Below are 24070 nucleotides of genomic sequence, written 5' to 3' on the forward strand. Positions count from 1 at the left end.
GAAAACGACAGTGGGACGGTACCGAAGTACCGTCCCACTGTCAGAACTCGATCAGGAGTTGCTCACCGCGCGGTCGCGGGCCTTGCGGCGCGACAGGTCGCGAGCACGCTCGTTGGCGCCGAGCACCACCTTGCGCACGCGGACCACCTCGGGGGTGACCTCGACGCACTCGTCGCCGGCGCAGAACTCCATCGCCAGCTCGAGGTCCAGCGTCAGAGGCTTGGCCAGGGTCTCCATCACGTCGGCGGTCGCGCTGCGCATGTTGGTCAGCTTCTTCTCGCGGGTGACGTTGATGTCGAGATCCTCGGCGCGCGGGTTGATGCCAACGACCATGCCCTCGTAGGTGTCGGCGCCCGGCTCGACGAAGAACTGACCGCGGTCGGCCAGCTGGATCATCGCGAACGGGGTGACCGTGCCCGCGCGGTCCGACACCAGCGAACCGGTGTGGCGGGCGCGGATCTCACCGGCCCACGGCGCGTAGCCGTGCGAGACGGCGTTGGCGATGCCGGTGCCGCGGGTCTCGGTGAGGAACACGGTGCGGAAGCCGATCAGGCCACGCGAGGGGACGATGAACTCCATGCGCACCCAGCCGGCGGCGTGGTTGCTCATCTGCACCATCTTGCCCTTGCGGGCGGCCAGCAGCTGGGTGATCGCGCCCAGGTACTCGTCGGGGCAGTCGATGGTCAGCTCTTCGAAGGGCTCGTGCACCTTGCCGTCGACGGTCTTGGTGACCACCTGCGGCTTGCCGACGGTCAGCTCGAAGCCCTCGCGGCGCATCTGCTCGACCAGGATGGCCAGCGCCAGCTCACCACGGCCCTGCACCTCCCAGGCGTCGGGGCGGCCGATGTCGAGCACGCGCAGCGACACGTTGCCGATCAGCTCGGAGTCCAGGCGCGACTTCACCATGCGGGCGGTCAGCTTGTGGCCCTGCACCCGGCCGACCAGCGGCGAGGTGTTGGTACCGATGACCACCGAGATGGCGGGCTCGTCGACCGAGATGCGCGGCAGCGCGACCGGGTTGTCGATGTCGGCCAGGGTATCGCCGATCATGATGTCCGGGATACCGGCGATGGCGACGATGTCACCGGCGACGGCGACCTCGCCCGGCTGACGCTCGACACCGATGGTCTGCAGCAGCTCGGTGATCTTGACCTGCTTGGCGCCGTCGGCGTTGATCCAGGTGACGTTCTGGCCCTTGCGCAGCTCGCCGTTGTGGATGCGGACCAGGGCCAGACGGCCGAGGAACGCCGAGGCGTCGAGGTTGGTGACGTGGGCCTGCAGCGGCGCCTCCGGGTTGCCCTTGGGCGCCGGGATGTTGTTGAGCAGCACGTCGAACAGGGCGTCGAGGTTCTCGGCGTCGGGCGCCTGACCGTTCTCCGGACGCTCCTTGGAGGCCTTGCCCTCGCGGCCGGAGGCGTAGAGGACCGGCAGGTCCAGCGCCAGCTCGGCGGCTTCGGCGGCCTCGTCGTCGAGGTCGGAGGCCAGGTCGAGCAGCAGGTCGTGCGACTCCTCGACGACCTCCTCGATCCGGGCGTCGGGGCGGTCGGTCTTGTTGACGACCAGGATCACCGGCAGCTTGGCCGAGAGCGCCTTGCGCAGCACGAACCGGGTCTGCGGCAGCGGGCCCTCGGACGCGTCGACCAGCAGCACGACACCGTCGACCATGGACAGGCCGCGCTCGACCTCGCCGCCGAAGTCGGCGTGGCCCGGGGTGTCGATCACGTTGATGACGGTGACCGAGCCGTCCTGGTGGTGCCGGTGCACCGCGGTGTTCTTGGCGAGAATGGTGATCCCCTTCTCGCGCTCCAGGTCACCGGAGTCCATCACCCGGTCGACCAGCTCGGCTCGTTCGGCGAACGCACCCGACTGACGAAGCATGGCGTCGACCAGCGTCGTCTTGCCGTGGTCGACGTGGGCCACGATGGCGACGTTGCGAAAATCGCGTGTAGACGACACGCCTCAATCCTCCTGCATGTTGGTGTATTGGCGCGCATTCATCTGGCATCGCGGCCTGTTACACCGTACCGGTACCGGAGTGGCGCGCACGTGTCAGGCATTGTACTTAGGGTACGCTAACCCGCATGGGCAAGGTGAAGGCGAAGAAGGTGTCGAGCCTGAAGCCGAAGAAAAAGTGCTGCAGGAAGAAGACGCGCTGCTTCAAATGCCCCGTCGTCATCATGCGCATGAAGAAGGCCGAAGCCGCGGGAATGTGCGGTAAAGATCTCAAAAAGGCACTGAAGAAGGCGCGCGCGGCCTGAGCCGTCCGACGACGGGCGATGCGCGCTGCCCCGGCGAGGCGTAGAACTGCTGGTATGGGTACCTCGAAACCGGCACTGCTGTCCGACCCCGAGATCACCATCGCCCTGGCCACGCTGCCGGACTGGTCACGCGAGGGCGCCTCGATCACCCGCGCGGTGCAGGCCCCCGACTTCCTCGCCGGCATCGAGCTGGTCCGCCGGGTGGCCAACGCCGCCGAGGCGGCCGACCATCATCCCGACATCGACATCCGATGGCGCACAGTCCGTTTCACCCTGAGCACGCACTCCGCGGGCGGTCTCACCGCCAACGACACGGCGCTGGCGCACACCATCGACGACCTCGTCGGCGGCTGAGCGCTCAGTTCGCCGCGGGCACCTCGACCTCGCGTCGGCCGATCCGGCGCGCCTGCGCGCGCAGGGTGTCGCGCCCGTGCCAGATCAGCCAGCCGAGCAGGACGAACACCCCGATCACGTCGACCGCGCCGAGCCAGGCCAGCGGCCACGGGCGCGGGATGGTCCAGATGGTCGGCTGCGCGAACGAGAGCACCCACGGCACCCCGATCAGCATGGTCAGCACCCAGAACCCGGCCAGGATCCGCGCGACGAGCTGGGTCCGCAGCGGTCCGTAGAGCAGCCACAGCACGGTCGGGATCAGCCAGACCCAGTGGTGTGACCAGGAGATCGGCGAGATCATCAGGCCGAACAGCTGCACCAGCACCAGCGTGCCGAGGCGGTCGTCGGGGCCGAGCGTGCGCCAGGCCAGCAGCGCCAGCACCACGGTGACCAGCACCGCGGCGATCCACCACGGTCCCGACTGCACGTCGTAGCCGAGGATCCTGCTCAGCGTTCCACGCAGCGACTGGTTCCACACCGAGCCCACCGGCCCGATCCGGTCGGCGTCGCCGAGCAGGGTGCCGAAGTACCGCTTCGCCTCGTGCGCGTTGATGACGAAGCTCACAGCCACCGTCAGCCCGAAGGCGGCCGCCGACCACAGCACCGTCGCCCAGCGCCGGCGAGCCACGAAGTACAGGCCGGTGATCGCGGGCGTCAGCTTGATGCCGGCGATCACGCCGACCAGCGTGCCCGAGATCCACCAGCGCGCGCTGCGCACCGCGAGCATCGCGCCGAACACCAGGAACACGTTCACCTGGCCGTAGTCGATGGTGGTCCGCACCGGCTCCAGCCACACACCCAGCGCCGTCCACGCCACCGCGGCCGTGATCCAGCGGGTCCGCCGCGCGCGCTCGGCACCCAGTAGCAGTTCGAAGCTGATCCGGATCACGCCGTAGAGCGCGGCGACGGTGGCCAGCATCCAGCCCACCGCGACCGCCGAGAACGGCAGATAGTGCAGCGGGAAGAAGACCAGCGCCGCGAACGGCGGATAGGTGAACGGCAGCGGGAAGTCCGGCGTCTTCTCCGCGTAGGTGAAGTCGTAGAGGCGATCGGTGAGCAGGGCGGCCGACCCGTCCACGTAGACGTGCAGGTCGACGACGTTGAGCCCGTTCTTCGCGAACAACATCCAGCCCAGCCGGGCGAGCACGGACAGTCCGAGCAGCACGAGAGCCCATCGGAGATGTCGGTTCAAGGCCAGGCTTTCGGTCGGGAGGGAGGCGTCGGCACCGCGTCGCGTTGCTCCGATCACCTTAACCGGGCGGCCACCGGCGCCACCGCGCCCGGGCCCGCGCGCGAGCGCACGACACCATCGGTAACATTTGCATCAACATCCCCAGCTGTAACAGCGCTGGGGGCTAGCGTCGATGAACACGGTCGGTGTCGTCACGATGCCACTGGCCAGGCGGCTGTACAACACGGCAGCGATGTCCTTAGAGTGACCCCGACATCGAAGGGCTCGACACCCTCGTCCCATCGCAACACCGAGGTAAGGACGGCTAGACAAGTGCTTCGTAGCCGAGGATCGCGGATCGCAACGACCGCATTCGCCATTGCGGCAAGCGCCATGCTCGTCGCGCCGGCGTCGACCATCGCCGCTCCGGCGCCTGCTCAGCAGGCCGCACCGGTCAGCGTGCCGATGGTGCCCGAGGGCGTCCCGGTCGACGCGCTCGCCGCCTTCGCCCCCGCCGTCGCGGGCCTGATCGCGGGCCCGGCCGACGTCGCGAGCCCGCAGACCGCCCTGCTCGACCAGGCGCGCGCGCTGCTGGCCACGCTGAACCTGCCGCCCGCCATCAAGTCCACCCTCGAGCGGATCATCACCTTCCTCGACGGCAGCGGCGGTGGCGGCCCGGAGATCCCGCAGGACGGTCCGGTCATCGCCCAGTTCCTGTACCCCACCATCGGCAAGGGCTGCATCGGTGACGGCGCCGACTCGGTCGGCACCGCGCTGGCCGTCGCGGGCCCGGCCCAGCTGCCGCCGCCCGGCGTCGAACCCGGTCAGGCCGGCTTCGTGTTCACCGCGCTCGGCACCAAGGCCCCGACCGCCGAGCAGAACCCGCCGATGACGGTGCAGTGGCTCAACCTCGACACCCGCCAGTCCGCGGTGCAGACGCTGACCGACGAGGCCAAGATCAACCCGGGTGGCCCGGCCACCCTGTCGGCCATCGCGAGCACCGGACACGGTCGCGTCGTCGCGGTGGTCTCGGGTTCGCTGACCACGCAGGCTGAGGGCGCCGCCCCGCGCACCTGCTCGTTCATGCCCACCCTGGGCTTCTTCACCGTCTAGAACTCGGCTGTTCCGCCTCCCCGTGACTTCAGGCCAGACCTGGGGCGCGGGGAGGTTTGCGTTGGCGGCTGTTCCGCCTCTCCGGGACTCCAGGCCAGACCTGGGGCGCGGGGAGGTTTGCGTTGGCGGCCAGACAGTGGTGGGGGCTTGGTTTGCCCGTGCCCGGTGAGTTACCCATGTGCTTGCGTCGGTCAGTGGTCTCTCGGCTTTTTTGGGGGTTCCTGGGGGCTGTGGGGTGTGGTAGACCGGGAATCATGGCGACCAAGCGCTCTTGTTCAGAAGGCAGTCGGTCGATTCGGAGTGCGCGTTCGCGGCGCTCCATCCTGTCCTGGCGTTCGGAGGGGTCGATTCTGTCGATCGGGTCGGCGTATTCGGTCCTGTCGATCGGCAGTGTCGGGTCGGTGCTGTCCATCGGGTCGGTCGGGTCGTTCGGGTCGGCGTTGTCGTCGGGCTCGTTCGTGAGCCTGGGATCGGCGCTGTCCGGGCTGTCGCGGTGGTCGTTGCTGGCCTGGCGCGGCGTCCTGGCCGAGCCGGAGGGCCGGACCGCGCTGCGGGTCATCCCCGACGACGAGCCGGAGCTGCGGCTCGCGCCGACCTGCCACTGCCAGACCTAATCCGTCACCACTGGCCGTAGTCCTCGGCGAGCACCCGGTTCAGATCGACGCCGATGCCGTCGATGTCGCGCTTGTCGATCTCGAACTGGTGCAGCTGCGCGGCCGGGTGCACGTACCCCTGCGGCGTCCCCCAATTGTGCTGCCAGAACCAGGAACCCAGGCCCGCGTCGAGCGCGCGGTCGATGGTGGGGGTGTTGGCGTAGATGCCGACGAGTTCGGCGCCGAGCACCGATTGCCAGCCCTCGATGTAGGGCGCGATCATCTCGTCGAATTCCTGCTCGGACGGGTTGTCGTCGATGGAGGCGTAGATCGGCGCGGTGTCCGGCCCGCCCGCGACGGTGTGCAGTGCCCAGCCGCGTTCGGCGTGCTCCTTGCCCGCTTCCAACCCGCCGCGCCAGTCGGCCGTCGGGCCCTTGCCGAACTGGTAGTTCGACACGATCGACAGCCCCGCCGCCCACAGGTCCTCGACCTCGGCGGCCAGCAGCGGCTTGCCCTCCATCCACTCCGCGCCCGGCCTGCGGTCGGAGACGTACCTGATCACCCCGATATGGCCCGCGGCGGCGATGGCCTCGGCCGAGGGCACGCCCGCGGCGTAGTCGACCAGGGTGCCGAAGGATTGGGCCGCCGCGGGCGCCGCGGACAGACCCAGGCCGACAGTGGCCGCCGCGGCGGCGAATCCGAAGAACTCGCGCCGGGTCACCGGAACAGAACGCATCGCAGGACTCCTTCGCGCAACCCGACCTTCAACCGGCAGCGTGCCCGGCGCGCCTTCCCCGAATCCCGCGCGCCGGGAGCCTCGAACGTGCACTCATTTCACCACAACCACAGGGGAACCGCTAGAACCAAAGGTCACTTTCGTCCCAGTGGTCACAGGGGTCAGGTGGCGCTGTCGATGGCCGCGCCCACGTCGATGGTGCGGCCCGCCGGATCGGCCACCTCGGTGCTGACCACGGCCACCACCTGGGCCACCACTTGCTTCTTGATCCCGGCCAGCCGGGCCAGCGTCGCCGCGCGCAGCCCCTTGGCGGTGAATTCCAGCGAGATGTCCTCGACGGCCGGCGGCGGCACGGCGATGACGATCTGCAGCGGCTCGGCGGCCCTGGCGGTGAGCACCAGGGGAATCTCCAGGTCGGCGCGGTAGTGGTTGGCCTTGAGCACGTCGACGGTGATGTCCAGGCCCACCGGCAGCGTCATGTCGAACACCCGCGGATCGCCCGGCGCGCCGATCCCCCGGTCGACGACGCGCGGCTGCTCGATCGCGCCGCGCACGGTCACCGTGGCCGCGCCGCGCGGTCCTTCGGAGAGCGGGCCGATCGCGATCTCACTGCCCGCCATCTGCGCCACCACGTCGTGCACCCGCTCCCTGGTGACGATCTGGGTGAAGAAGCGCAGGCCGAACTCGCGGAAGTCGATCCACTCGAAGACGGTGTCGTTACGGTGCGGTGAGCGGTAGCCGTCGAGGATGGCCTCGATGTCGAAGACCCGCTCCGGCCGGGCCTTGGGGTCGTTGACGATGGCGTTGACCCGGTTGGCGACCTCGCGCTGCACCAGCCCGGCGATCGGGTCGAGCAGCATCTCCCACGCGGTGTCGATGGCCTCGGCGCGCAGGGTGAAGCTGACGTCCCTGGCCGTCACCGGTGCCACGTCGATCACCACCAGCAGCGGCTGCGCGGTGCGCGCGTGCAGGGTCAGGCCGATCTCGACAACGGCGGCCAGGCGCAGTTTGCGGCCACCCAGCACCAGGTTCACCGCCAGCGTCAGCGGCACCTGGACGTTGAAGGTCAGGGCGTCACCGGGGTTACGGGTGACCACGGGCGTCCCCAGCGCGCCTTCGGCGACGAATCCGGCCAGTCCGGCCGGTCCGAGGGAGAACGGGCCGATCGTGACGCCTCGGCCGGTCATGCCCGCCACGGCTGCGGCTATCCGCTCCTCGGTGACGGCGTAGGTGACGAATCGCTCGCCGAAATCGGCGTACTCGATCCATCTCGGATCCCGCCGTGCCTGTTCACTCACGTTCCCGCGCACATCGGACACGGTACGGGACGAGGTGGAACCGGCGGTTACAGGCACAACTCCCCCGTCCTGCCGATGAGGGGGAAGCAGGACGGAGGGGCCGGCCGGGGCGCTGCCGGGCGCCACCGACTCCATCGTACGGGTACCAGCGCTGGAGCGCCGTCCCGGAGCTTCCCAGTTGTCATGAGCGACAATCGATTTCAGAAACGCCCGTAGCCGACCAGATCGGGCGTGTCGGCGGGGGTGATGGTGCGGACGCGCACCGAGCCCATCTCGTTGCCGCCGATGGTGGTGATGGTGTCGCCGTCGGCCTTCAGCACGATGTTGGTGTGCTGCCCGAGCGGGCTCGACGGGCCGTAGAGCACCACGTCGCCCATGCGGGGCCGGTAGCCGACGCTGCCGGGGGTGAAGCGGCCGACGCTCTGGTAGTACTCCTGCAGCGTGTAGACGCCGGGAATGCGCCACGACCCGGAATTCGGATTGGCCAGCGGCCTGCCCGCCGCCCGCATCGTCCAGCTGACGAAGTCGGCGCACCAGGCCTCCTCGACGCCCTCGGCGTACTTCTTGCCGTCACCCGGGTGCTCGAATTCCTGGCGCAGCACGTCGACCAGGGCGATCTGCTGTTCGTCGAGGTGTTCGCTGTCCAGCGCGGGGAACTGCTCGCCCCAGTCGTGCTGCCACCACACCAGCCCGACGACGACCACGGCCGTGGCCGCGAGAAACCCCGAGATACCGAGTGCCCACCGGCCCCGGCGACCGGTCCGTTCGATCGGTTCGGTCTGCAGTTGCGCCATCGCCCCCCACTTTCGATCTGTCTTCTGCACTCTAAGACGAATCGGGGACGCCACTGGTTCCCGGATGCGCGAATGTGTGTGTGGGCTCCGGAGCGGGCCGGGCGGAGCACGACCACCGGGTGGACCCCTGCGCCACCCGGGCGTCGGCTCGCTACCGCGCTCTCGGCGCGCATCCAGCGTGCGTGCCGTCCCCTCCGGCGACGTCCACGCACGGGGCGCGGACGTGGTTGGAACACGTACCGCTCCGGAACTCACTGACCGCACCAGCGCGATCGCCGGCCTGGAGCACCGCGCCACGCTGGGCTGGCAGCCGCGCGATCACCCGCTCGGCTGTGAGAATTTTTGCGAAAGCTTTACTGTCGGTCAAGCTAGACGACTGTCCCAATTTGTACCGACGACCACTGGAGGATGCCTGCGTGGAAGACCCGCATGCGCCGATCGCGCACTACCTGCGCGAACGCCGCGAGTCGGCCGGGCTGACCAGGAGCGCGCTCGGCGCCCTGGCCGGCGTCTCACCCGCGCTCATCCAGAAGATCGAACAGGGCACCCGCTCGCCCACGCTGGAGGCGCTGACCGCGCTGTGCGACGCGCTCGGGATCCCCGATCCGTTCCGCGACCATCTGGTGTCGCTGTCGCTGTCGCATCGCTACGACCGGCCCGCGCCGGTCGAGATGGCGGTACCCGAGACCGAGCTCCTGCTGCTGAACGGCTTCGCCTACCCGGCCAGCCTGCAGGTCTTCCCGACCTTCGACGTGCTGGCCGTCAACGAGCCGTGGGCGCGCCAGTTCCCCGGCCTCGAGGCGGGCACCACGCTGCTGGAATGGATGCTGCTGCATCCGGCGGCGCGCTCGCTGGTCGTGCACTGGGAGCGGCAGATCCATATGAGCGTCTACAGTTTCCGGGTGATCAGCCCCGGCGTGGTGCCGCAGGAGCGGATCGACGAGCTCGTCGCGTCCTGTTCCCGTGCCCCCGAATGGACGAAGCTGTGGACGACGGAGCCGCCCCCGCCGTACGGCATCGAGCAACCGGAGCTGATCGTGCGGCACGTCGACACCGGCGAGCCGACGGTGATGGCGATGCACAACCTGGATTTCGCGTTGCCACGCAGGCCATGGGCGCTGGTCGCCATGGTCCCGCGACCGGACGCCTAGCGAACCCCTGTTTCCGAAAGAGGACTGCGACGTGGCAAACCCGCATCCACCGATCGCGCGCTACCTGCGCGAACGCCGGGAATCGGCGGGCCTGACCCGGGCCGCGCTCAGTGCGGCGGCGGGCATCTCGCCCGGTCTCATCCAGAAGATCGAGCAGGGCACGCGCACGCCGACCATCGAGGCTCTCAACGCGATGTTCGACGTGCTCGAGGTACCCGCGCTGTTCCGCGACCACTTGGTGTCGCTGTCGCTGGCCGACCGCTACGACAGCGCCCCGCCCGACCCCGCGGACCAGGTGCCGATCACCGACCTGGTGCTGCTGAACGCGATCCCGTATCCGGCCAGCCTGCAGGTGTATTCGACCTTCGACATCGTGGCGGCGAACGCGGCCTGGGAGCGCATCTTCCCCGGTCTCACCGCGGGCACGACCCTGCTGGAATGGATGCTGCTCGATCCCCGCGCCCGCGAGGCGATGCTGGACTGGCACACCCAGGTCCATTTGTGCGTCTACGGCTTCCGGGTGATGAGCCCGGGCGTGGTGCCGCAGGCACGCATCGATCAGCTGGTGGGCGCCTGCTCCCAGGCGCCGGAATGGGCGGAGTTCTGGACCACCGAACCGCACGCGCCGACCCATCTGGACCGGCCCGTGCAGCGGTTCAAGGACCCGGAGACCGGGCAGCCGATCACCATGATCATGCACGCCCTCGAGTACACGATCCCGCGCCGCGAATGGTCGCTGGTCGTGTTCTGCCCGATCCTGGAGTGAGCTAGTCCGCCTTGCGGACCGGGATGCAGGCGGTGAGCGCGATCGCGACCACCGCACCCGACATCGCGATGAAGAAGGCGGTGTGGAACCCGGCCCGCGAGGGCAGCACGTGCGGGCCGAGCTGCATGGTCATGTGCGCGAGCACCACGCTCATCACCGCAGCCGAGGTGGACGTGCCGATCGAGCGCATCAGCGAGTTCAGGCCGTTGGCGGCCGCCGTCTCGGTGATCGGCACCGCGCCCATGATCAGCGCGGGCATCGCGGCGTAGGCCAGGCCGACGCCACCGGCCACGATCACCGAGGCCAGCATGATCTGCCAGACGCTGTCCATCATGACCACCGCGCACAGGTAGCCGATGCCGATCACGGCCGAGCCGAGCGCGAGGGTCAGCTTCGGGCCCTTCCTGGCCGACAGCCGCGCCGACACCGGCGAGAGCAGCATCATCACCAGGCCGGTGGGCGCCATCGCCAGTCCGGCGACCACCATGGACAGGCCGAAGCCGTAGCCGCTGGCCTCGGGCGCCATGAGCAGCTGCGGGAAGGTCAGCGACATGCCGTAGAGGGCGAAGCCCACCGCGATCGAGGCCAGGTTGGTGAACAGCACCCGCGGCCGCGCCGAGACCCGCAGGTCCACCAGCGGCGCCGACTGCCGCAGCTCGTAGAGCCCCCAGAGCAGGAAGCTCACCACCGACACCGCGAACAGCGCCAGGATCGACGGGCTGGCCCAGCCCCAGTCGGCGCCCTTGGTGATGCCGATCAGCAGGGTGAGCAGCGCGATGGACAGACCCACCGCGCCGCCGAAGTCGAACTTCGAGGGCGTGCGCACCGGCGACTCGGGCACGAACACGAACACCAGCACCGCGCACAGCGCGCCGAGCCCGGCGGCCACCCAGAACAGCATGTGCCAGTCCGCGTTCTGCGCGATGACGGCCGCGAACGGCAGGCCGACGGCGCCACCGACGCCGAGCGTCGCGCTCATCACGGCCATCGCGCCGCCGACCCGCTCGGCAGGCAGCTCGTCGCGCATGATGCTGATACCGAGCGGGATCGCGCCCACCGCGGCACCCTGCAGCGAGCGGCCGACGATCTCGGGCAGCAGCGAGGAGAAACTCGCGCAGATGATCGAGCCCACGATCATGAAGCCCAGGTTGATCACCAAGATCAGCCGCTTGCCGAACATGTCGCCGAGCTTGCCCGCGATGGGCGTGGAGACGGCGCCCGCCAGCAGCGTCGCGGTGACCACCCAGGACGCGTTGGACGCCGAGGTGTTCAGCAGGGTGGGCAGCGACGGGATGATCGGGATGACCAGCGTCTGCATGAGCGAGACGACGACGCCGACCGTACTGAGCACCGCGATGAGCACGACGGGGGTGACGCCACGGGTTTCGGGAGTGGCCGGCGAGACGTCGGCATCGGTAACGGACACGAATATGCACGGTACACAGCATGTGTATGGTACACAATTTGGACTCGGAGTGATCCACACGACATAGTTGGCACATGTCCGATTCCGGCCCCGTCGACGACACCCCGTTCACCCGCCTGGTGTTCGAGCTGAACCTGATCTCGCGCCACTTCCCCACCCCGGCGCGCCGCCGACCCGGCTTCCTGCTCGACCGCTCCGCGTTCCTGATCCTCACCCGCCTCGAACTCACCGAGCCGCTGAGCCTGCGGGAACTGTCGGAGGCCTTCCAGCTCGACATCTCCACCATCAATCGCCAGGTCGGGGCGATGCTGAAACAGGATCTGGTGGAACGGGTCCCGGATCCCGACGGCGGCGTGGCCAGGAAGATCCGCGCGACCGCGCAGGGCAAGGCCGCGCTGGCCGCCGATCAGAAGCACCGGGCGGCCGGAATCGGTGTCGTCGTGGCGGATTGGGACGAGCACGACGTGACCGAGCTGAGCAGGCTCATGCAGAAGTTCAACCGCTCGGTGGAGCGGATCGAGGAAAACCCCTGGCCCAGACCGCCACGCGGACAGGACTGAGCGCGCTAAGCTCCGCCGCGTGGTCACTCACCGGTCTACCCGCCCGAGCTGGCTCGCCTGGGACAACTACTTCGTCGGGGTCGGCGGATTGGTCCTCGGCCTGTGCTTCGGCACCTGTTCCGCGCTGATCGCGGGCCCCGGCCGCAATCTCGCGGCCATCGTCCTGGTCGTACTCGCGACGCTCTGTGTACTACCCGCGCTGCTGCGCGCCGTCGCCGAACTCAGCGTCTGGGTGCGGCTGGCGGTGCTGGCCCTCGGCTTCGCGCTGCTGCTGCCCGCGATCGCGCTCAGTCCCGACGTGCGGGACTGGGCGGCCGAACGCTGGGAACGCGCCTGGAAGTAGGCGCCTCACATCTGGGCGCGCGGGATGGCCAGCAGCATCTGGATGGTCTTCTGGATGAACTGCGCCGACTGCCAGGTGAGGTAGAGGCTGGCGGCACCCGCGGCGGCCGCACCCGAGGAGCCGCTCGCCGAACCCGAGGCCAGATCGGCCGAGCCGGTGGCCGACCCGGTCGACGAGCCCGAGCCCGGTAGCGCCGACGCGGGACCCGCCGCGCCGAGCATCCCGATCGCCAGCGCGACACCCACCACGGCGACTCGCACGGCATACGGCTTGGACATTTCACGACCGGACGACATCAGCTGAATCCCACTCTCCGAAAAGCACTGCGAATATGCAGTATTCACGCCGAAACAACGCTCCGAGCCCGATTCGAGCGGATTGACCACTTTGCACGGTTCTCGGAGCATTATTTTCGGCGACCGGTCCCGACCCGGCTCAATTGTCCGGCGCGGCGGGCCGGTTCGGCAGACCACGGATATCGGGGCAGTGGGATTCAGGCCGCCGGGCCCCGGCCCGCGCGATCAGTGCGCGGACCGCCGTTCCTTGGCCGCCTCCTCCAGCTTCTCCGCCCGGTCGCGCACGACCTCGGCCGCGTGCGAGCCACGCGCCAGCGCCACCTCCAGCAGATGGGAACCGCGTTCCCGCGCGGCCTCGGCCAGCTCGGGCGCCCGCTCCTTGGCCACCTCGGCCAGCTGCGCACCGCGTTCCCGCGCGACCTCGGCCAGGTGCACGCCGCGTTCCCGCGCCACGGCGGCCAGCTCCGGTCCACGCTCCTGCGCGACCTCGGCCAGGTGCGCGCTGCGCTCCCTGGCGGCTTCGGCCAGTTCGGGTCCGCGATCCTTCGCGACCTCGGCCCACTGCGCGGTCTTGTCCCTGGCCGCCTCGGCGAGCTCCGGCCCGCGATCCTTCGCGACGTCCGCCCACTGGGCACCGCGCTCCCGGGCGGCTTCGGCCAGCTCCGGGCCACGGTCCTTGGCGACCTCGGCCCAGTGCGCACCGCGTTCGCGGGCGGCCTCGGCCAGCTCCGGGCCGCGCTCGCGGGCGAGGTCGGCCAGGTGGGCGCCCTGTTCGCCGGCCGCGTCGGCCACCTGGGCGCCGCGCAGCTTGGCGGCGCCGACGAGGGCCGCGCTCTCGGCGGCCACGCGCGACTCGCGCCGCGACAGCGCCTGCCTGGCGCGCCAGCCGAGCGACGGCTTGCCCGCGGTGTCGGACGCGGTGATCAGCAGGCCACCGAGCAGCCCCAGATCCTTCAGGAAGCCGACGCGCTTGGCGGCCCGGCGATCCGGATCCGGCTCGGCCCAGAAGTCCTGTTCGGTGATGGTGCCCGGAATGACGGTCGCCGCGAGGACGAACGCGGCGGGGCGGGGTGCCCGGCCGCTGGCCAGGACCAGCCCGCCGACGATCTGCGCGGCGGCGTTGACCTTGATCAGCACGTCCGGGTTGTCGGGGACGCGGGCGGCCAGGGAGTCGGGCAGGTCGGCCCGGCCCTTGTCGGCCAGCGCGGTGGCCGCGGCGGCGCGCGGTTTCGGATTCAGCAAGGCGTTGATGCCCCCGGCGACGAATGTGGTCGCCAGCAGGGTGCGGGCAACGCGGCGGACAGGCTTGATCGGCATCGTCGGATCCCTTCGTCTACGACTGGGGAGTACGGCTCCTTGCCAGTCGACTACCCCGGACCTCGGACCACAAACGATCGCGGCGACAGGGCATGCACTGTTCAGTCACACCCCGCCGCTACCGTCGGCGTGGTGTCCGACACCACCGTCCGAACGGCCTACAGCGCGATCAACGAGCTGTACATCGACCTGTTCGGCTCCCCCACCGACCTGCCTCCCGACGACTCCGCGTTCGTCCTGCGCCACCTCGCCGGCACCGACGGCCCGGTGCTCGACCTCGGCTGCGGACCAGGCCATTTCACCCAGACACTGCACGCGGCGGGTCTGGCGGCCACCGGTATCGACCTCGTCCCGGAGTTCATCGCCCACGCCGCGTCCCGCTATCCCGGGATCCCGTTCCGGGTCGACTCGATCCGCGCCATCGACGCGCCGACGGGGTCGATCGGCGGCCTGCTGGCCTGGTTCTCGCTGATCCACTTCACACCGGGCGAACTGCCCGCCGTGCTGGCCGAATTCGCCCGGGTGCTGGCGCCGGGCGGGCGGCTGGTGCTCGGCTTCTTCGACACCGACGAGCCGGTGGAGGTGTTCGCGCACAAGGTCACGCCCGCCTACCGCTGGCCGGTCGACACCATGGCCGCGGTGCTGGCCGACGCCGGATTCACCGAAATCGACCGGTTCGAGCGCCCGGCCACCGACGACATGCGCCGCTACGCCGCGCTGGCGACCTCACGCCGTCAACCCGAGGGCGGTCACGGGTAACCGGGCGCCGGTCCTGACCACCCGGAACTGTCCCGGCGTCATCCCGGTCTCGAGCCGGAAGGCGCGATAGAACTGCCGCACCGAGGCGAACCCGCTCGCCTCGGCCACCCGGGCGACCGACCGCGCCCGGTCTCGCAGCAGCAGCTGCCTGGCGTGACGCACGCGCATCCCGCGCAGCATGGCCGCCGGGCTGGTCCCCAGCGACTCGAAGGCCCGATGCAGCGTGCGCCGCGAGACCAGGCAGCCGCGCGCGATCCCGTCGACGGTCAGTTCCGGATCGGTGAAATGCCTGCGCAGGAACACCAGCACCTGCCCACGCGACAGCGCCCGCCCCGGCTTCTCGGCGAGCACCGGCGTGCGCGCGGCGGCGACCACCGCGCGGACCATGTCGAGGCCGCCCACCGCCAGCGCCGCCGCGTGCTCGGGCTGGCGCAGTTCCGCGACACCGGCGAAGAATCGCGCGATCACCTCGGCCGCGCCGGTGGCGGGCAGGTGCAGCGGGAGGGCCGTGATCGCGCCGTCGGCGAGCGTGTCCAGGGGCAGCCGCAACAGCACCTGGGCCCAGTCCTCGCGCATGGTCCAGCGGAACGGATCGCCGGCGCGGTAGACGACCAAATCGCCGGGGCCGACCGCGATCGTGCGCCCGGCGTGCTCGGCTTCCGCCTGTCCTTCGAATTGGATGCTCACGAGTACATCGCCACCGGAGGCGTCGTCGGGCACCGAGTGCAGCGTCTGCGGACCTGCCCGCAGCACGGCCAGATCGAAGCCGGCGAATCGTTGCGCGGCGATCCGGCCGCGTGGCCGCTGCCGCGCGCCGACTTCCACCCGGACCGGCGCCAGCGCCTGCGATATCCGCTGCGCCCAGTCCTCTCCAGCACACATCTCAGATGCCCCCTGACCCAACGTATTTCGCGATCGTTTCCCTGTCACCGCTGTCGCGCTTCACGAGATCAGCTCTGCCGCAGAGGTTTTCAGACGGCAGCGTCGGACACCAGTCGAACCGGCGGTTCCCGTCCGCGGGAATAGTGAAATCTTCAACAATTCCGTCGCCTACATCGCCGTTCGGAGTGATAACAAATAGCAATAGCGACATGAGTGTGATCGACATCAACGCGGTAACATCCGCTCCATGGTGGACGAGCGTTCTCGTTCGACGGACGAGAGCGACGACGAACTGACACCCCGCGAACGACTGGCCTGGCGTACCTACCTCGACGGAAAGTCCTCACTCGACGACATCGTGAACCGCCACCTGGAACAGGGCCATCAGCTCGGTTTCGCCGAATTCCGGATTCTGCTCGCCCTGCACCGCGCACCACAATCCGCTTTGCGCATGAGTGCGCTCGCGGACCGCGTCCGCGTCTCCCGCGGCCAGCTCACCCACCTGGTCCGGGCCCTGGAAGCCCGCGATTTCGTGCGCCGCAGGCCCGACCCGTACGACCGCCGCGGCGTCGTCGCCGAACTCACCCGGGCAGGCACCCGCACGGTCGACGCGGCGTTACCCGGCTACGAAAGAATTGTCCGCGACCACTTCGTGGACCCGGTCACCGACGACGCCCTCGATATCGTCGCGGGCGCCTTCGGCCGAATTATCCGGAATATCGCTGACGAACCCGGCGCATGAAGCGAAAAATTAGCGCCGAACTCCCCGATCCATGAATTCGAATTACCGGTCCCCGAGGATGCCCTCGACGAGGCTTTCCAATACCTCGGCTGCGACTTGCTACCGGAACCACCGGGCCGCCCGTGACGGCGGGTCAGGCGGCGAGGGCCAGTTCGGCGCGGTCGGCGGTGCGCGCGCGGCCGACCAGGCGGGCGATGGCCGCGGCGACCTGGGCGGGCTGCTCGAGGATGACCGAGTGGCCCGCGCCCTCGATCAGGACGAAGTCGGCGTAGTCGACGGCGGCGGCCATGGCGACCGAGTGCGAAGCGGGCGTCATCAGGTCGGCCGAGCCGCACAGCACCAGGGTGGGCACGGTCGACAGGTCGGCCAGCGCGTCGGTGCGGTCGAAGGTCTTGAACGCGCTCAGGAAGGTCGCCATGGTGACGATCGAGGTGGCGTTGTGCATGGCCTCGGCCAGCGCCAGCACCCGCGGGCTCACCGTGCGGTCACCGAACTCCGCGGTCCGCACCACCGGCGCGAAAACCTTGCAGGCCAGCACCTTCGCACGCTGCATCAGCCGCGGCGCGCGCCGGACGGCGGCCTGGAACACGGAGATGATCGGGTTGCGCAGCAGGCGGCCGAAGCCGGCGTCGGCCAGCCCGCTGGCGGCCGTCGCCACCAGCCCCACGCCGACGATGCGGGTACCGATCTCGTGCCGATACCGGCTGACGTAGGTGAGCACGGTCATCCCGCCCATCGAATGCCCCACCAGCACCACCGGCCCGGTGGGCGCGACGGCGTCGAGCACCGTGTGCAGGTCGTCGCCGAGCTGTTCGAGGTGGTAGGTCTGACGCGGCGCGACGGCGGACTCGCCGTGGCCGCGGTGGTCGTAGCAGACCACCCGCGCGCCGGGGTAGTCACGCAGCAGCGCGTCGCGGACGCCGGCCCAGGATTCGGTGCGCAGGCAGTGCCCGTGAATGAGTACCACCGTCAGCTCCGCGGCGCGGCTGCCGTACTCGCGCACGGCGAGTTCCACGCCGTCTCCGGTCACGACCGGCACCCGACGTTCCCCGACCTGGGTGATTGTCCTGATGCTCATCGTGGCCTCCGATTCGTGGTGCGGTGACAGGTACAACTCTGCGCCGGATCGGCCGCGCTCATCAGGTCCCCGAGTGCTGGCGCCCACGCCCCGAGGGTGGACAGAACCCCACCCAGGTGGGGCGCGTCACCTTGACTGAAATTTCAGTCAGGATCTAGGGTCGGACGTACCGGAAGGAGAAACCGATGCGACGACGCACTTTCGTGCAGACCACGCTGGCCGCACTCGGCAGCGTGCTGTGGACGGGCTGCGACGACAGCACCACCACGGCCGAGCACGACGGAAGGACCTGGCTCATGCCCGAGGAGGGGCAGCCGCACAAGCGCACCTGGATGGCGTTCGTGGCCGACGAGCGGATCTGGGGCGCCCACCTGGTGGCCGAGGTGCAGCGCAACCTGGCCACCATCGCCACCACCATCGCCCGCTTCGAGCCGGTCGCCATGCTGGTCCGCCCCGGCGACCTCGCCCAGGCCCAGCGGCTGATCGGCGCCGCGAACGTGGAACTGATCACCACCGACCTCGACGACTTGTGGATGCGCGACACCGGACCGGTGTTCGTGCGCGGCGGCGACGCCAAGGCCGGCGTGGACTTCAACTTCAACGGCTGGGGCGACAAGCAGCGCCACCGCGCCGACGCGAAGGTCGCCGAGTTCGTCACCGCCCGGGCCGGCGTGGAGACCCTGCACACCGATCTGGTGCTCGAGGGCGGCGCGCTCGAGGTCGACGGCGAGGGCACCGCGATCATCACCGAGAGCTGCGTCCTCAACAACAACCGCAATCCGGGCTGGAGCAGACGCGATGTCGAGGAGGAACTCGCCTATCTGCTCGGCATCGAGAAGGTGATCTGGCTGCCCGGCATCGCCGGCGAGGACATCACCGACGGGCACACCGATTTCTACGCCCGCTTCACCGGCCCGGGCGTGGTCGTCGCCGGGCTCGACAACGATCCCGATTCGTTCGACTACGACGTCACCCGCCGTCACCTCGACATCCTGCGCACGGCGACCGACGCGCACGGCCGCCCGCTGCGCGTGGAAGTGCTCACGGGACCGTCGACGGTGCGCGAGCAGTTCGAGAACGACGACTTCGCCGCCGGCTACATCAATTTCTACGTCTGCAACGGCGCGGTGATCGCCCCCGAGTTCGGCGATCCCGCCGCCGACGCCGCCACCGCGTCGACCCTGACCCGGCTGTTCCCCGGCCGGGAAGTGGTGCAGATCAATATCGACGGCATCGCCGCAGGTGGCGGCGGTATCCACTGCACCACCCAGCAGGAACCCGTCGACTGAGCCGCCTCCGGCCCCCGGCCGGGCACCTACTGTGAGGAATCGTGTCGGATCGTCGTACCCAGATCATGGAAGCCGCGGTCCGCGTCATCGCCCAGGACGGCGTGCGCGGACTGCGGGTCGAAAAGCTCGCCGCGGCCGCCGAGGTCTCCACGGCGCTGATCTACTACCACTTCAAGGATCGCGCCGGCATCCTGCGCGCGGCGCTCGAACACATCAATCACCGCGCCCAGTCCTACACCGACGGGACCGCCGCCACCGATCCGCGCACCCGCGTGCTGGACATGCTGCTGCTCGAACTCCAGGACGTCGACGCGGTGCGTGAGAACAGCGTCGCCTGGGGCGAACTGCGCGCCACGGCGGCCTTCGACGCCGATCTGCGCGCGCCACTGCGCACCACCACCACCGCCTGGAACACCGACATCGCGGACCTGATCGGTGCGGCGCAGACGGCGGGCACGGTCGCCGCCACGGTCGACCCCGCCGCCGCCGCGGAACGCCTCACCGCCCTGGTCGAAGGGCTCAGCGAGCGCTGGCACAGCGGATCGCTCGATCTGCCGCGCGCCCGTCGATTGCTCACCGGCGCGGTCGAACTCGAACTCGGCGCGAACTAGAGCGGCTGCGCGCCGGGCTCGAGCAGGCGCTTCGGGTGCATGCCGTCGACCTGGCCGATGAACGGCGGATGGATGCTGTAGCCGAGCATGCGCCGGATGTCCTCGGAGACCCGGCGCGCGGTGTCGCGGGTGATCGAGAGGGTGAACGCCTCCTGCGGCCGCAACCACGGTTCGCAGTACTGGGCGGTGACGGCCAGCCGCGGCCGGTCGGTGCGGTTGGCGCCGCCGCCGTGCCACAGCGTGCCCGGGAAGAACACACACGAACCGGCGCGCATCACCACGGGCTCGCGGGTCTCGTCCGCGGGCAGCCGATCGCCCCAGTGGTGACTGCCGGGGATGATGTCGGTGGCGCCGTTGTCGGCGGTGAAGTCGTCGATGGCCCAGATCGTGGCCGCGCCGAGGGCCGCGCGCGGACGCGGCAGCGGGTAGAAGCCGTCGTCGGTGTGCAGCATCTGGGCCTGCTCGCCCGGCAGGATATTGATCACCTGCAACATCGAGAGCAGGTAGTTCGGCTGGAACATCCGGTCCAGCAGCGCCAGCACCCGCGGATGGTCGGCGATCCGGTCGCAGCTCGCCGTCTTGTTCAGCACGCTGTATACGCGCTGGGTGGTGTGTCCTTCGAAGTTGTTGCGGCCGTGCCGATTCAGCAGCGGCGTCACGGATTCGCGAATCCCGGCCAGCTCGTCGGCAGTGAGCAGGTCCGGCAGGATGACGAACCCGTCGCGCCGCACGGCGGCCAGATCCGCCTCGACGACCGCCGGGTCGACGACGGCGCCGCCGCTCGCGGTCCGCCGGTAGGTACCGGCCAGATCGCCGCCCAAATCCGTCAACGAGGACACTTCGCTGCTCATGCCGGCTCCTCTAACATAACTGAGTTCTGTTATGTTTCGAATATGGCACGCGCTCCGATCGGACGTCAACAACTTCTCACCGCCGCCCGCGAGGAACTGGTCCGCGGCAACGGCGTCCTGGAACTGAGCGCGCTCACCCGCCGCGCCAACCTGAGCACCGGCGCCCTCTACCACCACTTCGGCTCCAAGTCCGGCCTGCTCGCCGCCATCTACGACGGCTTCTACGACGGCCTACGCCACGCTATCGCCGACGCCAACCTCCCCGCCGACGCCGACTGGGCCACCCGCGAACACGCCCGCACCCACCTGTTCGTCGCCTACCACTTCGACGACCCCCTGGCCCCCATCCTCCTCACCCGCGCCGCCCTCGACCCCGACCTCGCCGAACTGGAAGCCGTCCACATCGAAAGAATGAGCGCCAAGGCCGCCGACAACATCCGCCACGGCCAGACCGCCGGTCAGCTCTCCACCACCCTCGACCCCGACAGCGCGGGCGCCTACGTCATCGGCGGCCTCCGCCACGGCATAGCCCAGCAACTCCGCTCGACACCTCCGGCCGACCAGCACCAAGCCACCGCCCGCCTCTGGCACCTGACCGCCGCCACCCTCGGCATCTCCTGAGCCCCGCCGAGCGACCGGCTCCCCGGCGCAGGCGGCCGCCATGTTCAGTATTTGACGGCGTTCAATCGAAGTGAACGCCATGGACGACCGAACGGTCGATCCTGAGGTGCGCTTCGCTATCTGCCGACGTAGTAAGCGAACACCAGCGCCACGATCACTGCCATCACGATCTTGATCGTCGTGATGAGCATGGTGATCATCCAACCCACGACGCTACGTCCCGGTCGCCAACCCAACTCCGACACCTCGGCCGCGATCAAGTCCCGCACCGGTTGCTCCCGATCTCGTTCCCGACGCGGAGTTTGCCCCTCCGTGTCCCAAAGTTCCCAGGTCAGGGCATACTTACGCTTCTGTTCGAGGTGTAGCCGGAAGCAATACGGAGTTCCCCGCAGATCATGACGGTAGGGGCGTTCGATACGGAGTTCACGCCGGCCGACCGCCCGCACTGTGAACGCGGGGTAGCCGACGAGAGCGGCCCGGAGCCGCTGCTCCAATTCCTCCCTCGGCGAAGGGATTTCGTTGTACACGACCTGAGCTTAGGCCGCCGATACCCAGTCGGCGATCGTCGTCAACCAGTCACCTACCGCTACCTCGCTGCTGCACGAAGGCCGTCCTCGCGGCCGGCTGGGACGTCACGGCCGTCCACCTTTGGACACGGTCCGCGCTCTACCTGCGCACAACGGTTTCCAGCACATTCGACGCGCCGCTACTTATGCGCAACAGGAGGCCTAGTAATCTTCGTCATATTTGAAACATACATACTTCACTTGAGATTCGGGGTCCGTACCGTTCCGGGCGGGATGGGGTGGGAGCTTCTCGGCCAACGCTGACGACTACGCGCTGCGGCGACTTCGGGGCAACTGATCCACCTGCGCAACAACGCATTTCACCAAGCGAGGGGACTTCATTCACGTGAAAACGACCTGGTTGGCGCTGCCAGTCGCGGTACTTTCCATACTGGCCGCAGCGGCGATCCCCGCCGCCGCCGATCCTGCCGAGCAGAAGCCGAAGGTGCCTGTGGCACTGGCAGAAAACGGCCGCGGCATCCCAGACGTCTATATCGTCGGCGTGAAAGAGGGCGCGGACCTCGACGCCGTGTTGACAAGGGCGAAGATCAACGAGACTCGGGTAACAGCGACCGCGCTGAGGTCCTTCAGTGCGAAACTCTCGAAGCATCAAATCGAAGCGCTACAGGACGATTCATCGGTGGAGTTGATCCTGCAGGACCAGCACACACTGAGTCCCTCGAGCGTCGATGGGTACACTCCGACCGACCAACCTGGTCCGGGGTGGGCACTCGATCGAATCAATCAGGCAGCTCTGCCCGGTGATGGAAACTACACCACTAGTGCCACCGGCGCCGGCGTCACGGCCTACGTGATCGACGGTGGCATAGATGTCACTCACCCGGACTTCGAGGGACGAGCCTCCGAGGGCATGTCCACGATCACCTCGCCGATGACCGCCACCTGCGCGAATTATCAGCACGGTACCGGCGTCGCAGGCATGCTGGGCGGCGCCAAGTTCGGCGTGGCCAAGAAGGTCACGTTGGTCTCCCTCCGCATATCACCTTGTGACTCGGGAGCCAGCTTCACCGATATTCTCAGCGCCACCAACTGGTTGCTGGGACACGGCCAGAAGCCTGCCGTAGTGAACTTGTCGTCCAATGCCAACGCAACCGGTACATTCGAGGACCAGATCGCGGCGGGATGGATGCGCGGGGTATTCAACAATCTCGCCGAATCCGGCTTCTTCATCACCAATTCCACGAGTAATCGTCAAATGGACGCCTGCCTCGGTTGGCCTGCCGATGCGGCCGGGGTCATGGCGGTCGCGCACACGGACGCCGACGATCACGCCGCCGACACCTCGGACTGGGGTGGCTGCATTCAACTGTACGCACCCGGACATCTGGTCCCCATGCCGAAGATCGGTGGCGGCTTCGCGATCGGCAAGGGTTCATCATTCGCTGCGCCGATGGTCGCAGGAGTCGGCGCCCTGTACAAGGCGACGTATGGAGATGCCAGCTACACGGTCATCGCAGACTGGATCAAGGACAAATCCACCAAGAATGTCGTGCTGCCCAAGCTCAACGGCAATGTCGGCGCCCAACCCACGGTGAACCGGCTGCTCAACACCGGCGGCCTGTAGTCCCCCGCCCGCGCCTGGGGCTCCTTCAATTGGCCCCAGGCGCAAGGGATTACACGTTGAATCTGAATTCCACGACGTCGCCGTCGGCCATGATGTAGTCCTTGCCTTCCATGCGGACCTTGCCCGCGGCCTTGGCTGCCGCCATGGAACCGGTCTCGACCTTGACGTTGAGGAAGACCGCGCCCGCGTCGTGTTCAATATTTTCATCTGTTCCACTAAACTGAACGTCATGGAAGACCGAACAGGCCATCGCGACATAGAGCACATGGTGGCCGAGGCAATGTCGGCGATCTCGATCGACTTCGAGTTGCAGCACTGGACATCGGAGACAACCGCGATCGTCGAGATAGCCCGTATGGGCTTCGGCACGAAGTATCAGATGGCCTTGTTGCGATACCCTGGGACACAACGGATTCGCTGCCTGAAGCGCTCTCACTCCATCTCACACTGTGCCTATCCGCTGAGGTTGAAGCGTGATACCTGAACCAGGTTTCCTCGACGACTTGTGACCACCTGCGGGGGTCCGAGCATCTTACGTATCGGACTACGGCAGAGCCACCGATCATTCATAATAGCCTGATGGATGCTGCTCCAAGCGACCTTAACGATAGAGGAAACCGCGTTGACGAGCCGAGCGAAGCGGTCGTCGTCAGGCCACTGCCATGGAGGTCCCGTCTTTCGGCTATGCCGTACCTACCTGGCGGCGGGGCGAGACAGATCGTCATTTTGCGTGAGCTGCTGCAGGCTGTCCTCGTACACGATGGACTGTTGACGGTCGCGATCAGCGACGGGAGCGGCCAAGAGCGATCGCTACGCGACGCATTGAAGCCGTTGTCATCCGCTGGGTTCGTACAGCCGGTCGACCGTACCC

General features: G+C 68.6%; 27 protein-coding genes and 1 pseudogene. 14 read left to right on the forward strand and 14 right to left on the reverse strand.

The window, feature by feature from the left end; translation table 11 throughout:
- Positions 1-51 precede the first annotated feature (51 nt).
- Positions 52-1956 carry a translational GTPase TypA gene (gene typA / locus EL493_RS30185; protein ID WP_022566348.1) on the reverse strand — a complete coding sequence of 635 codons (1905 nt, stop codon included), beginning with the start codon at positions 1954-1956 and terminating at the stop codon, positions 52-54.
- Between the two features lie 125 nt (positions 1957-2081).
- Between typA and EL493_RS32610 the strand changes: the two genes are divergently transcribed.
- Positions 2082-2258, forward strand: coding sequence for a hypothetical protein (locus tag EL493_RS32610; protein ID WP_022566349.1), 177 nt, complete (start codon positions 2082-2084; stop codon positions 2256-2258).
- A 54-nt stretch (positions 2259-2312) separates the two neighbouring features.
- Positions 2313-2612, forward strand: coding sequence for a 4a-hydroxytetrahydrobiopterin dehydratase (locus tag EL493_RS30190; RefSeq protein ID WP_019048926.1), 300 nt, complete (start codon positions 2313-2315; stop codon positions 2610-2612).
- A gap of 4 nt (positions 2613-2616) precedes the next feature.
- On the opposite strand, the gene EL493_RS30195 is transcribed toward EL493_RS30190, so the two are convergent.
- Positions 2617-3900, reverse strand: a complete 1284-nt coding sequence (locus EL493_RS30195; RefSeq protein WP_267890409.1) for a mannosyltransferase — start codon at positions 3898-3900, stop codon at positions 2617-2619.
- Between the two features lie 315 nt (positions 3901-4215).
- Between EL493_RS30195 and EL493_RS30200 the strand changes: the two genes are divergently transcribed.
- Both EL493_RS30200 and EL493_RS30205 read left to right on the forward strand, forming a co-directional pair.
- The gene (locus tag EL493_RS30200) at positions 4216-4935 is read left to right on the forward strand and encodes an Rv1157c family protein (protein WP_019048928.1); all 720 of its coding nucleotides are present in this window, start codon (positions 4216-4218) and stop codon (positions 4933-4935) included.
- A gap of 254 nt (positions 4936-5189) precedes the next feature.
- Positions 5190-5549 (forward strand): hypothetical protein, encoded by a 360-nt coding sequence (locus EL493_RS30205; RefSeq protein WP_022566351.1) that lies wholly within the window; start codon positions 5190-5192, stop codon positions 5547-5549.
- Between the two features lie 4 nt (positions 5550-5553).
- Here the strand turns inward: EL493_RS30205 and EL493_RS30210 are convergent, their stop codons facing one another.
- The 3 genes from EL493_RS30210 to EL493_RS30220 form a co-directional block, all read right to left on the reverse strand.
- A complete protein-coding gene (locus EL493_RS30210; protein ID WP_022566352.1) occupies positions 5554-6264 on the reverse strand; it encodes a DUF1906 domain-containing protein in 711 nt (236 codons plus the stop codon).
- 161 nt (positions 6265-6425) lie between these two features.
- Entirely contained in the window at positions 6426-7562 is a 1137-nt protein-coding gene (locus tag EL493_RS30215; protein ID WP_019048931.1) for a hypothetical protein, read from the reverse strand.
- A gap of 200 nt (positions 7563-7762) precedes the next feature.
- Positions 7763-8356 (reverse strand): CHAP domain-containing protein, encoded by a 594-nt coding sequence (locus EL493_RS30220; RefSeq protein ID WP_019048932.1) that lies wholly within the window; start codon positions 8354-8356, stop codon positions 7763-7765.
- Positions 8357-8772: 416 nt separating this feature from the next.
- Here EL493_RS30220 and EL493_RS30225 point away from each other — a divergent pair, with 416 nt between their 5' ends.
- Both EL493_RS30225 and EL493_RS30230 read left to right on the forward strand, forming a co-directional pair.
- Positions 8773-9507: a helix-turn-helix domain-containing protein gene (locus EL493_RS30225; RefSeq protein WP_019048933.1), complete on the forward strand. Its 735-nt coding sequence runs from the start codon at positions 8773-8775 to the stop codon at positions 9505-9507.
- A 31-nt stretch (positions 9508-9538) separates the two neighbouring features.
- On the forward strand, positions 9539-10273 hold the full coding sequence (locus EL493_RS30230; protein ID WP_019048934.1) for a helix-turn-helix domain-containing protein: 735 nt from the start codon (positions 9539-9541) through the stop codon (positions 10271-10273).
- 1 nt (position 10274) lies between these two features.
- On the opposite strand, the gene EL493_RS30235 is transcribed toward EL493_RS30230, so the two are convergent.
- Positions 10275-11705, reverse strand: coding sequence for an MFS transporter (locus EL493_RS30235; RefSeq protein ID WP_378770485.1), 1431 nt, complete (start codon positions 11703-11705; stop codon positions 10275-10277).
- 68 nt (positions 11706-11773) lie between these two features.
- On the opposite strand from EL493_RS30235, the gene EL493_RS30240 reads away from it, so the two are divergent.
- Both EL493_RS30240 and EL493_RS30245 read left to right on the forward strand, forming a co-directional pair.
- A complete protein-coding gene (locus EL493_RS30240; protein ID WP_019048936.1) occupies positions 11774-12259 on the forward strand; it encodes a MarR family winged helix-turn-helix transcriptional regulator in 486 nt (161 codons plus the stop codon).
- A 19-nt stretch (positions 12260-12278) separates the two neighbouring features.
- Positions 12279-12602, forward strand: coding sequence for a hypothetical protein (locus tag EL493_RS30245; protein WP_019048937.1), 324 nt, complete (start codon positions 12279-12281; stop codon positions 12600-12602).
- A gap of 5 nt (positions 12603-12607) precedes the next feature.
- Here EL493_RS30245 and EL493_RS30250 read toward each other — a convergent pair whose 3' ends face one another.
- Both EL493_RS30250 and EL493_RS30255 read right to left on the reverse strand, forming a co-directional pair.
- Positions 12608-12880, reverse strand: coding sequence for a hypothetical protein (locus EL493_RS30250; protein ID WP_019048938.1), 273 nt, complete (start codon positions 12878-12880; stop codon positions 12608-12610).
- Between the two features lie 243 nt (positions 12881-13123).
- Positions 13124-14215 carry a DoxX family membrane protein gene (locus EL493_RS30255; protein ID WP_019048939.1) on the reverse strand — a complete coding sequence of 364 codons (1092 nt, stop codon included), beginning with the start codon at positions 14213-14215 and terminating at the stop codon, positions 13124-13126.
- A 132-nt stretch (positions 14216-14347) separates the two neighbouring features.
- Between EL493_RS30255 and EL493_RS30260 the strand changes: the two genes are divergently transcribed.
- Complete coding sequence (locus EL493_RS30260; protein ID WP_036835254.1) at positions 14348-14974, forward strand: class I SAM-dependent methyltransferase; 627 nt, start codon at positions 14348-14350, stop codon at positions 14972-14974.
- Here EL493_RS30260 and EL493_RS30265 read toward each other — a convergent pair.
- Positions 14942-15856, reverse strand: a complete 915-nt coding sequence (locus EL493_RS30265) for a helix-turn-helix transcriptional regulator (RefSeq protein WP_022566356.1) — start codon at positions 15854-15856, stop codon at positions 14942-14944. The genes EL493_RS30260 and EL493_RS30265 overlap by 33 nt on opposite strands.
- A gap of 1 nt (position 15857) precedes the next feature.
- Positions 15858-16082 (reverse strand): hypothetical protein, encoded by a 225-nt coding sequence (locus EL493_RS30270; RefSeq protein WP_022566357.1) that lies wholly within the window; start codon positions 16080-16082, stop codon positions 15858-15860.
- A 21-nt stretch (positions 16083-16103) separates the two neighbouring features.
- Here EL493_RS30270 and EL493_RS30275 point away from each other — a divergent pair, with 21 nt between their 5' ends.
- Complete coding sequence (locus EL493_RS30275) at positions 16104-16598, forward strand: MarR family winged helix-turn-helix transcriptional regulator (protein WP_019048942.1); 495 nt, start codon at positions 16104-16106, stop codon at positions 16596-16598.
- A 133-nt stretch (positions 16599-16731) separates the two neighbouring features.
- Here the strand turns inward: EL493_RS30275 and EL493_RS30280 are convergent, their stop codons facing one another.
- Positions 16732-17676 (reverse strand): alpha/beta fold hydrolase, encoded by a 945-nt coding sequence (locus tag EL493_RS30280; RefSeq protein ID WP_022566358.1) that lies wholly within the window; start codon positions 17674-17676, stop codon positions 16732-16734.
- Between the two features lie 185 nt (positions 17677-17861).
- Between EL493_RS30280 and EL493_RS30285 the strand changes: the two genes are divergently transcribed.
- Complete coding sequence (locus EL493_RS30285) at positions 17862-18965, forward strand: agmatine deiminase family protein (protein ID WP_022566359.1); 1104 nt, start codon at positions 17862-17864, stop codon at positions 18963-18965.
- 41 nt (positions 18966-19006) lie between these two features.
- Entirely contained in the window at positions 19007-19576 is a 570-nt protein-coding gene (locus EL493_RS30290) for a TetR/AcrR family transcriptional regulator (protein ID WP_022566360.1), read from the forward strand.
- Here EL493_RS30290 and EL493_RS30295 read toward each other — a convergent pair.
- Positions 19573-20427 carry a phytanoyl-CoA dioxygenase family protein gene (locus EL493_RS30295; protein WP_019048946.1) on the reverse strand — a complete coding sequence of 285 codons (855 nt, stop codon included), beginning with the start codon at positions 20425-20427 and terminating at the stop codon, positions 19573-19575. The two genes, EL493_RS30290 and EL493_RS30295, sit on opposite strands and share 4 nt — an antisense overlap.
- 42 nt (positions 20428-20469) lie before the next feature.
- Here EL493_RS30295 and EL493_RS30300 point away from each other — a divergent pair, with 42 nt between their 5' ends.
- Positions 20470-21048, forward strand: coding sequence for a TetR/AcrR family transcriptional regulator (locus EL493_RS30300; protein WP_019048947.1), 579 nt, complete (start codon positions 20470-20472; stop codon positions 21046-21048).
- Positions 21049-21164: 116 nt separating this feature from the next.
- On the opposite strand, the gene EL493_RS30305 is transcribed toward EL493_RS30300, so the two are convergent.
- Entirely contained in the window at positions 21165-21575 is a 411-nt protein-coding gene (locus EL493_RS30305; RefSeq protein ID WP_022566361.1) for a hypothetical protein, read from the reverse strand.
- Positions 21576-21960: 385 nt separating this feature from the next.
- Between EL493_RS30305 and EL493_RS30310 the strand changes: the two genes are divergently transcribed.
- Positions 21961-23199, forward strand: coding sequence for a S8 family serine peptidase (locus EL493_RS30310; protein WP_022566362.1), 1239 nt, complete (start codon positions 21961-21963; stop codon positions 23197-23199).
- Between the two features lie 49 nt (positions 23200-23248).
- Here EL493_RS30310 and EL493_RS30315 read toward each other — a convergent pair.
- A pseudogene (locus EL493_RS30315) lies at positions 23249-23359 on the reverse strand (DUF933 domain-containing protein); the annotation flags it as partial.
- Between the last annotated feature and the right edge of the window lie 711 nt (positions 23360-24070).

Origin of the sequence: Nocardia asteroides (genome assembly GCF_900637185.1) — a bacterium.
Classification (GTDB): domain Bacteria; phylum Actinomycetota; class Actinomycetes; order Mycobacteriales; family Mycobacteriaceae; genus Nocardia; species Nocardia asteroides.

Coding starts and splice junctions, on each gene's coding strand:
- EL493_RS30220 (WP_019048932.1), bottom strand. CDS start 8,356: ATGGCGCAACTGCAGACCGAACCGATCGAACGGACCGGTCGCCGGGGC.
- EL493_RS30295 (WP_019048946.1), bottom strand. CDS start 20,427: ATGAGCAGCGAAGTGTCCTCGTTGACGGATTTGGGCGGCGATCTGGCC.
- EL493_RS30250 (WP_019048938.1), bottom strand. CDS start 12,880: ATGTCCAAGCCGTATGCCGTGCGAGTCGCCGTGGTGGGTGTCGCGCTG.
- EL493_RS30200 (WP_019048928.1), top strand. CDS start 4,216: ATGCTCGTCGCGCCGGCGTCGACCATCGCCGCTCCGGCGCCTGCTCAG.
- EL493_RS30190 (WP_019048926.1), top strand. CDS start 2,313: ATGGGTACCTCGAAACCGGCACTGCTGTCCGACCCCGAGATCACCATC.
- EL493_RS30300 (WP_019048947.1), top strand. CDS start 20,470: ATGGCACGCGCTCCGATCGGACGTCAACAACTTCTCACCGCCGCCCGC.
- EL493_RS30210 (WP_022566352.1), bottom strand. CDS start 6,264: ATGCGTTCTGTTCCGGTGACCCGGCGCGAGTTCTTCGGATTCGCCGCC.
- EL493_RS30275 (WP_019048942.1), top strand. CDS start 16,104: ATGGTGGACGAGCGTTCTCGTTCGACGGACGAGAGCGACGACGAACTG.
- EL493_RS30270 (WP_022566357.1), bottom strand. CDS start 16,082: ATGTCGATCACACTCATGTCGCTATTGCTATTTGTTATCACTCCGAAC.
- EL493_RS30255 (WP_019048939.1), bottom strand. CDS start 14,215: ATGCCGATCAAGCCTGTCCGCCGCGTTGCCCGCACCCTGCTGGCGACC.
- EL493_RS32610 (WP_022566349.1), top strand. CDS start 2,082: ATGGGCAAGGTGAAGGCGAAGAAGGTGTCGAGCCTGAAGCCGAAGAAA.
- EL493_RS30205 (WP_022566351.1), top strand. CDS start 5,190: ATGGCGACCAAGCGCTCTTGTTCAGAAGGCAGTCGGTCGATTCGGAGT.
- EL493_RS30265 (WP_022566356.1), bottom strand. CDS start 15,856: ATGTGTGCTGGAGAGGACTGGGCGCAGCGGATATCGCAGGCGCTGGCG.
- EL493_RS30280 (WP_022566358.1), bottom strand. CDS start 17,676: ATGAGCATCAGGACAATCACCCAGGTCGGGGAACGTCGGGTGCCGGTC.
- EL493_RS30240 (WP_019048936.1), top strand. CDS start 11,774: ATGTCCGATTCCGGCCCCGTCGACGACACCCCGTTCACCCGCCTGGTG.
- EL493_RS30285 (WP_022566359.1), top strand. CDS start 17,862: ATGCGACGACGCACTTTCGTGCAGACCACGCTGGCCGCACTCGGCAGC.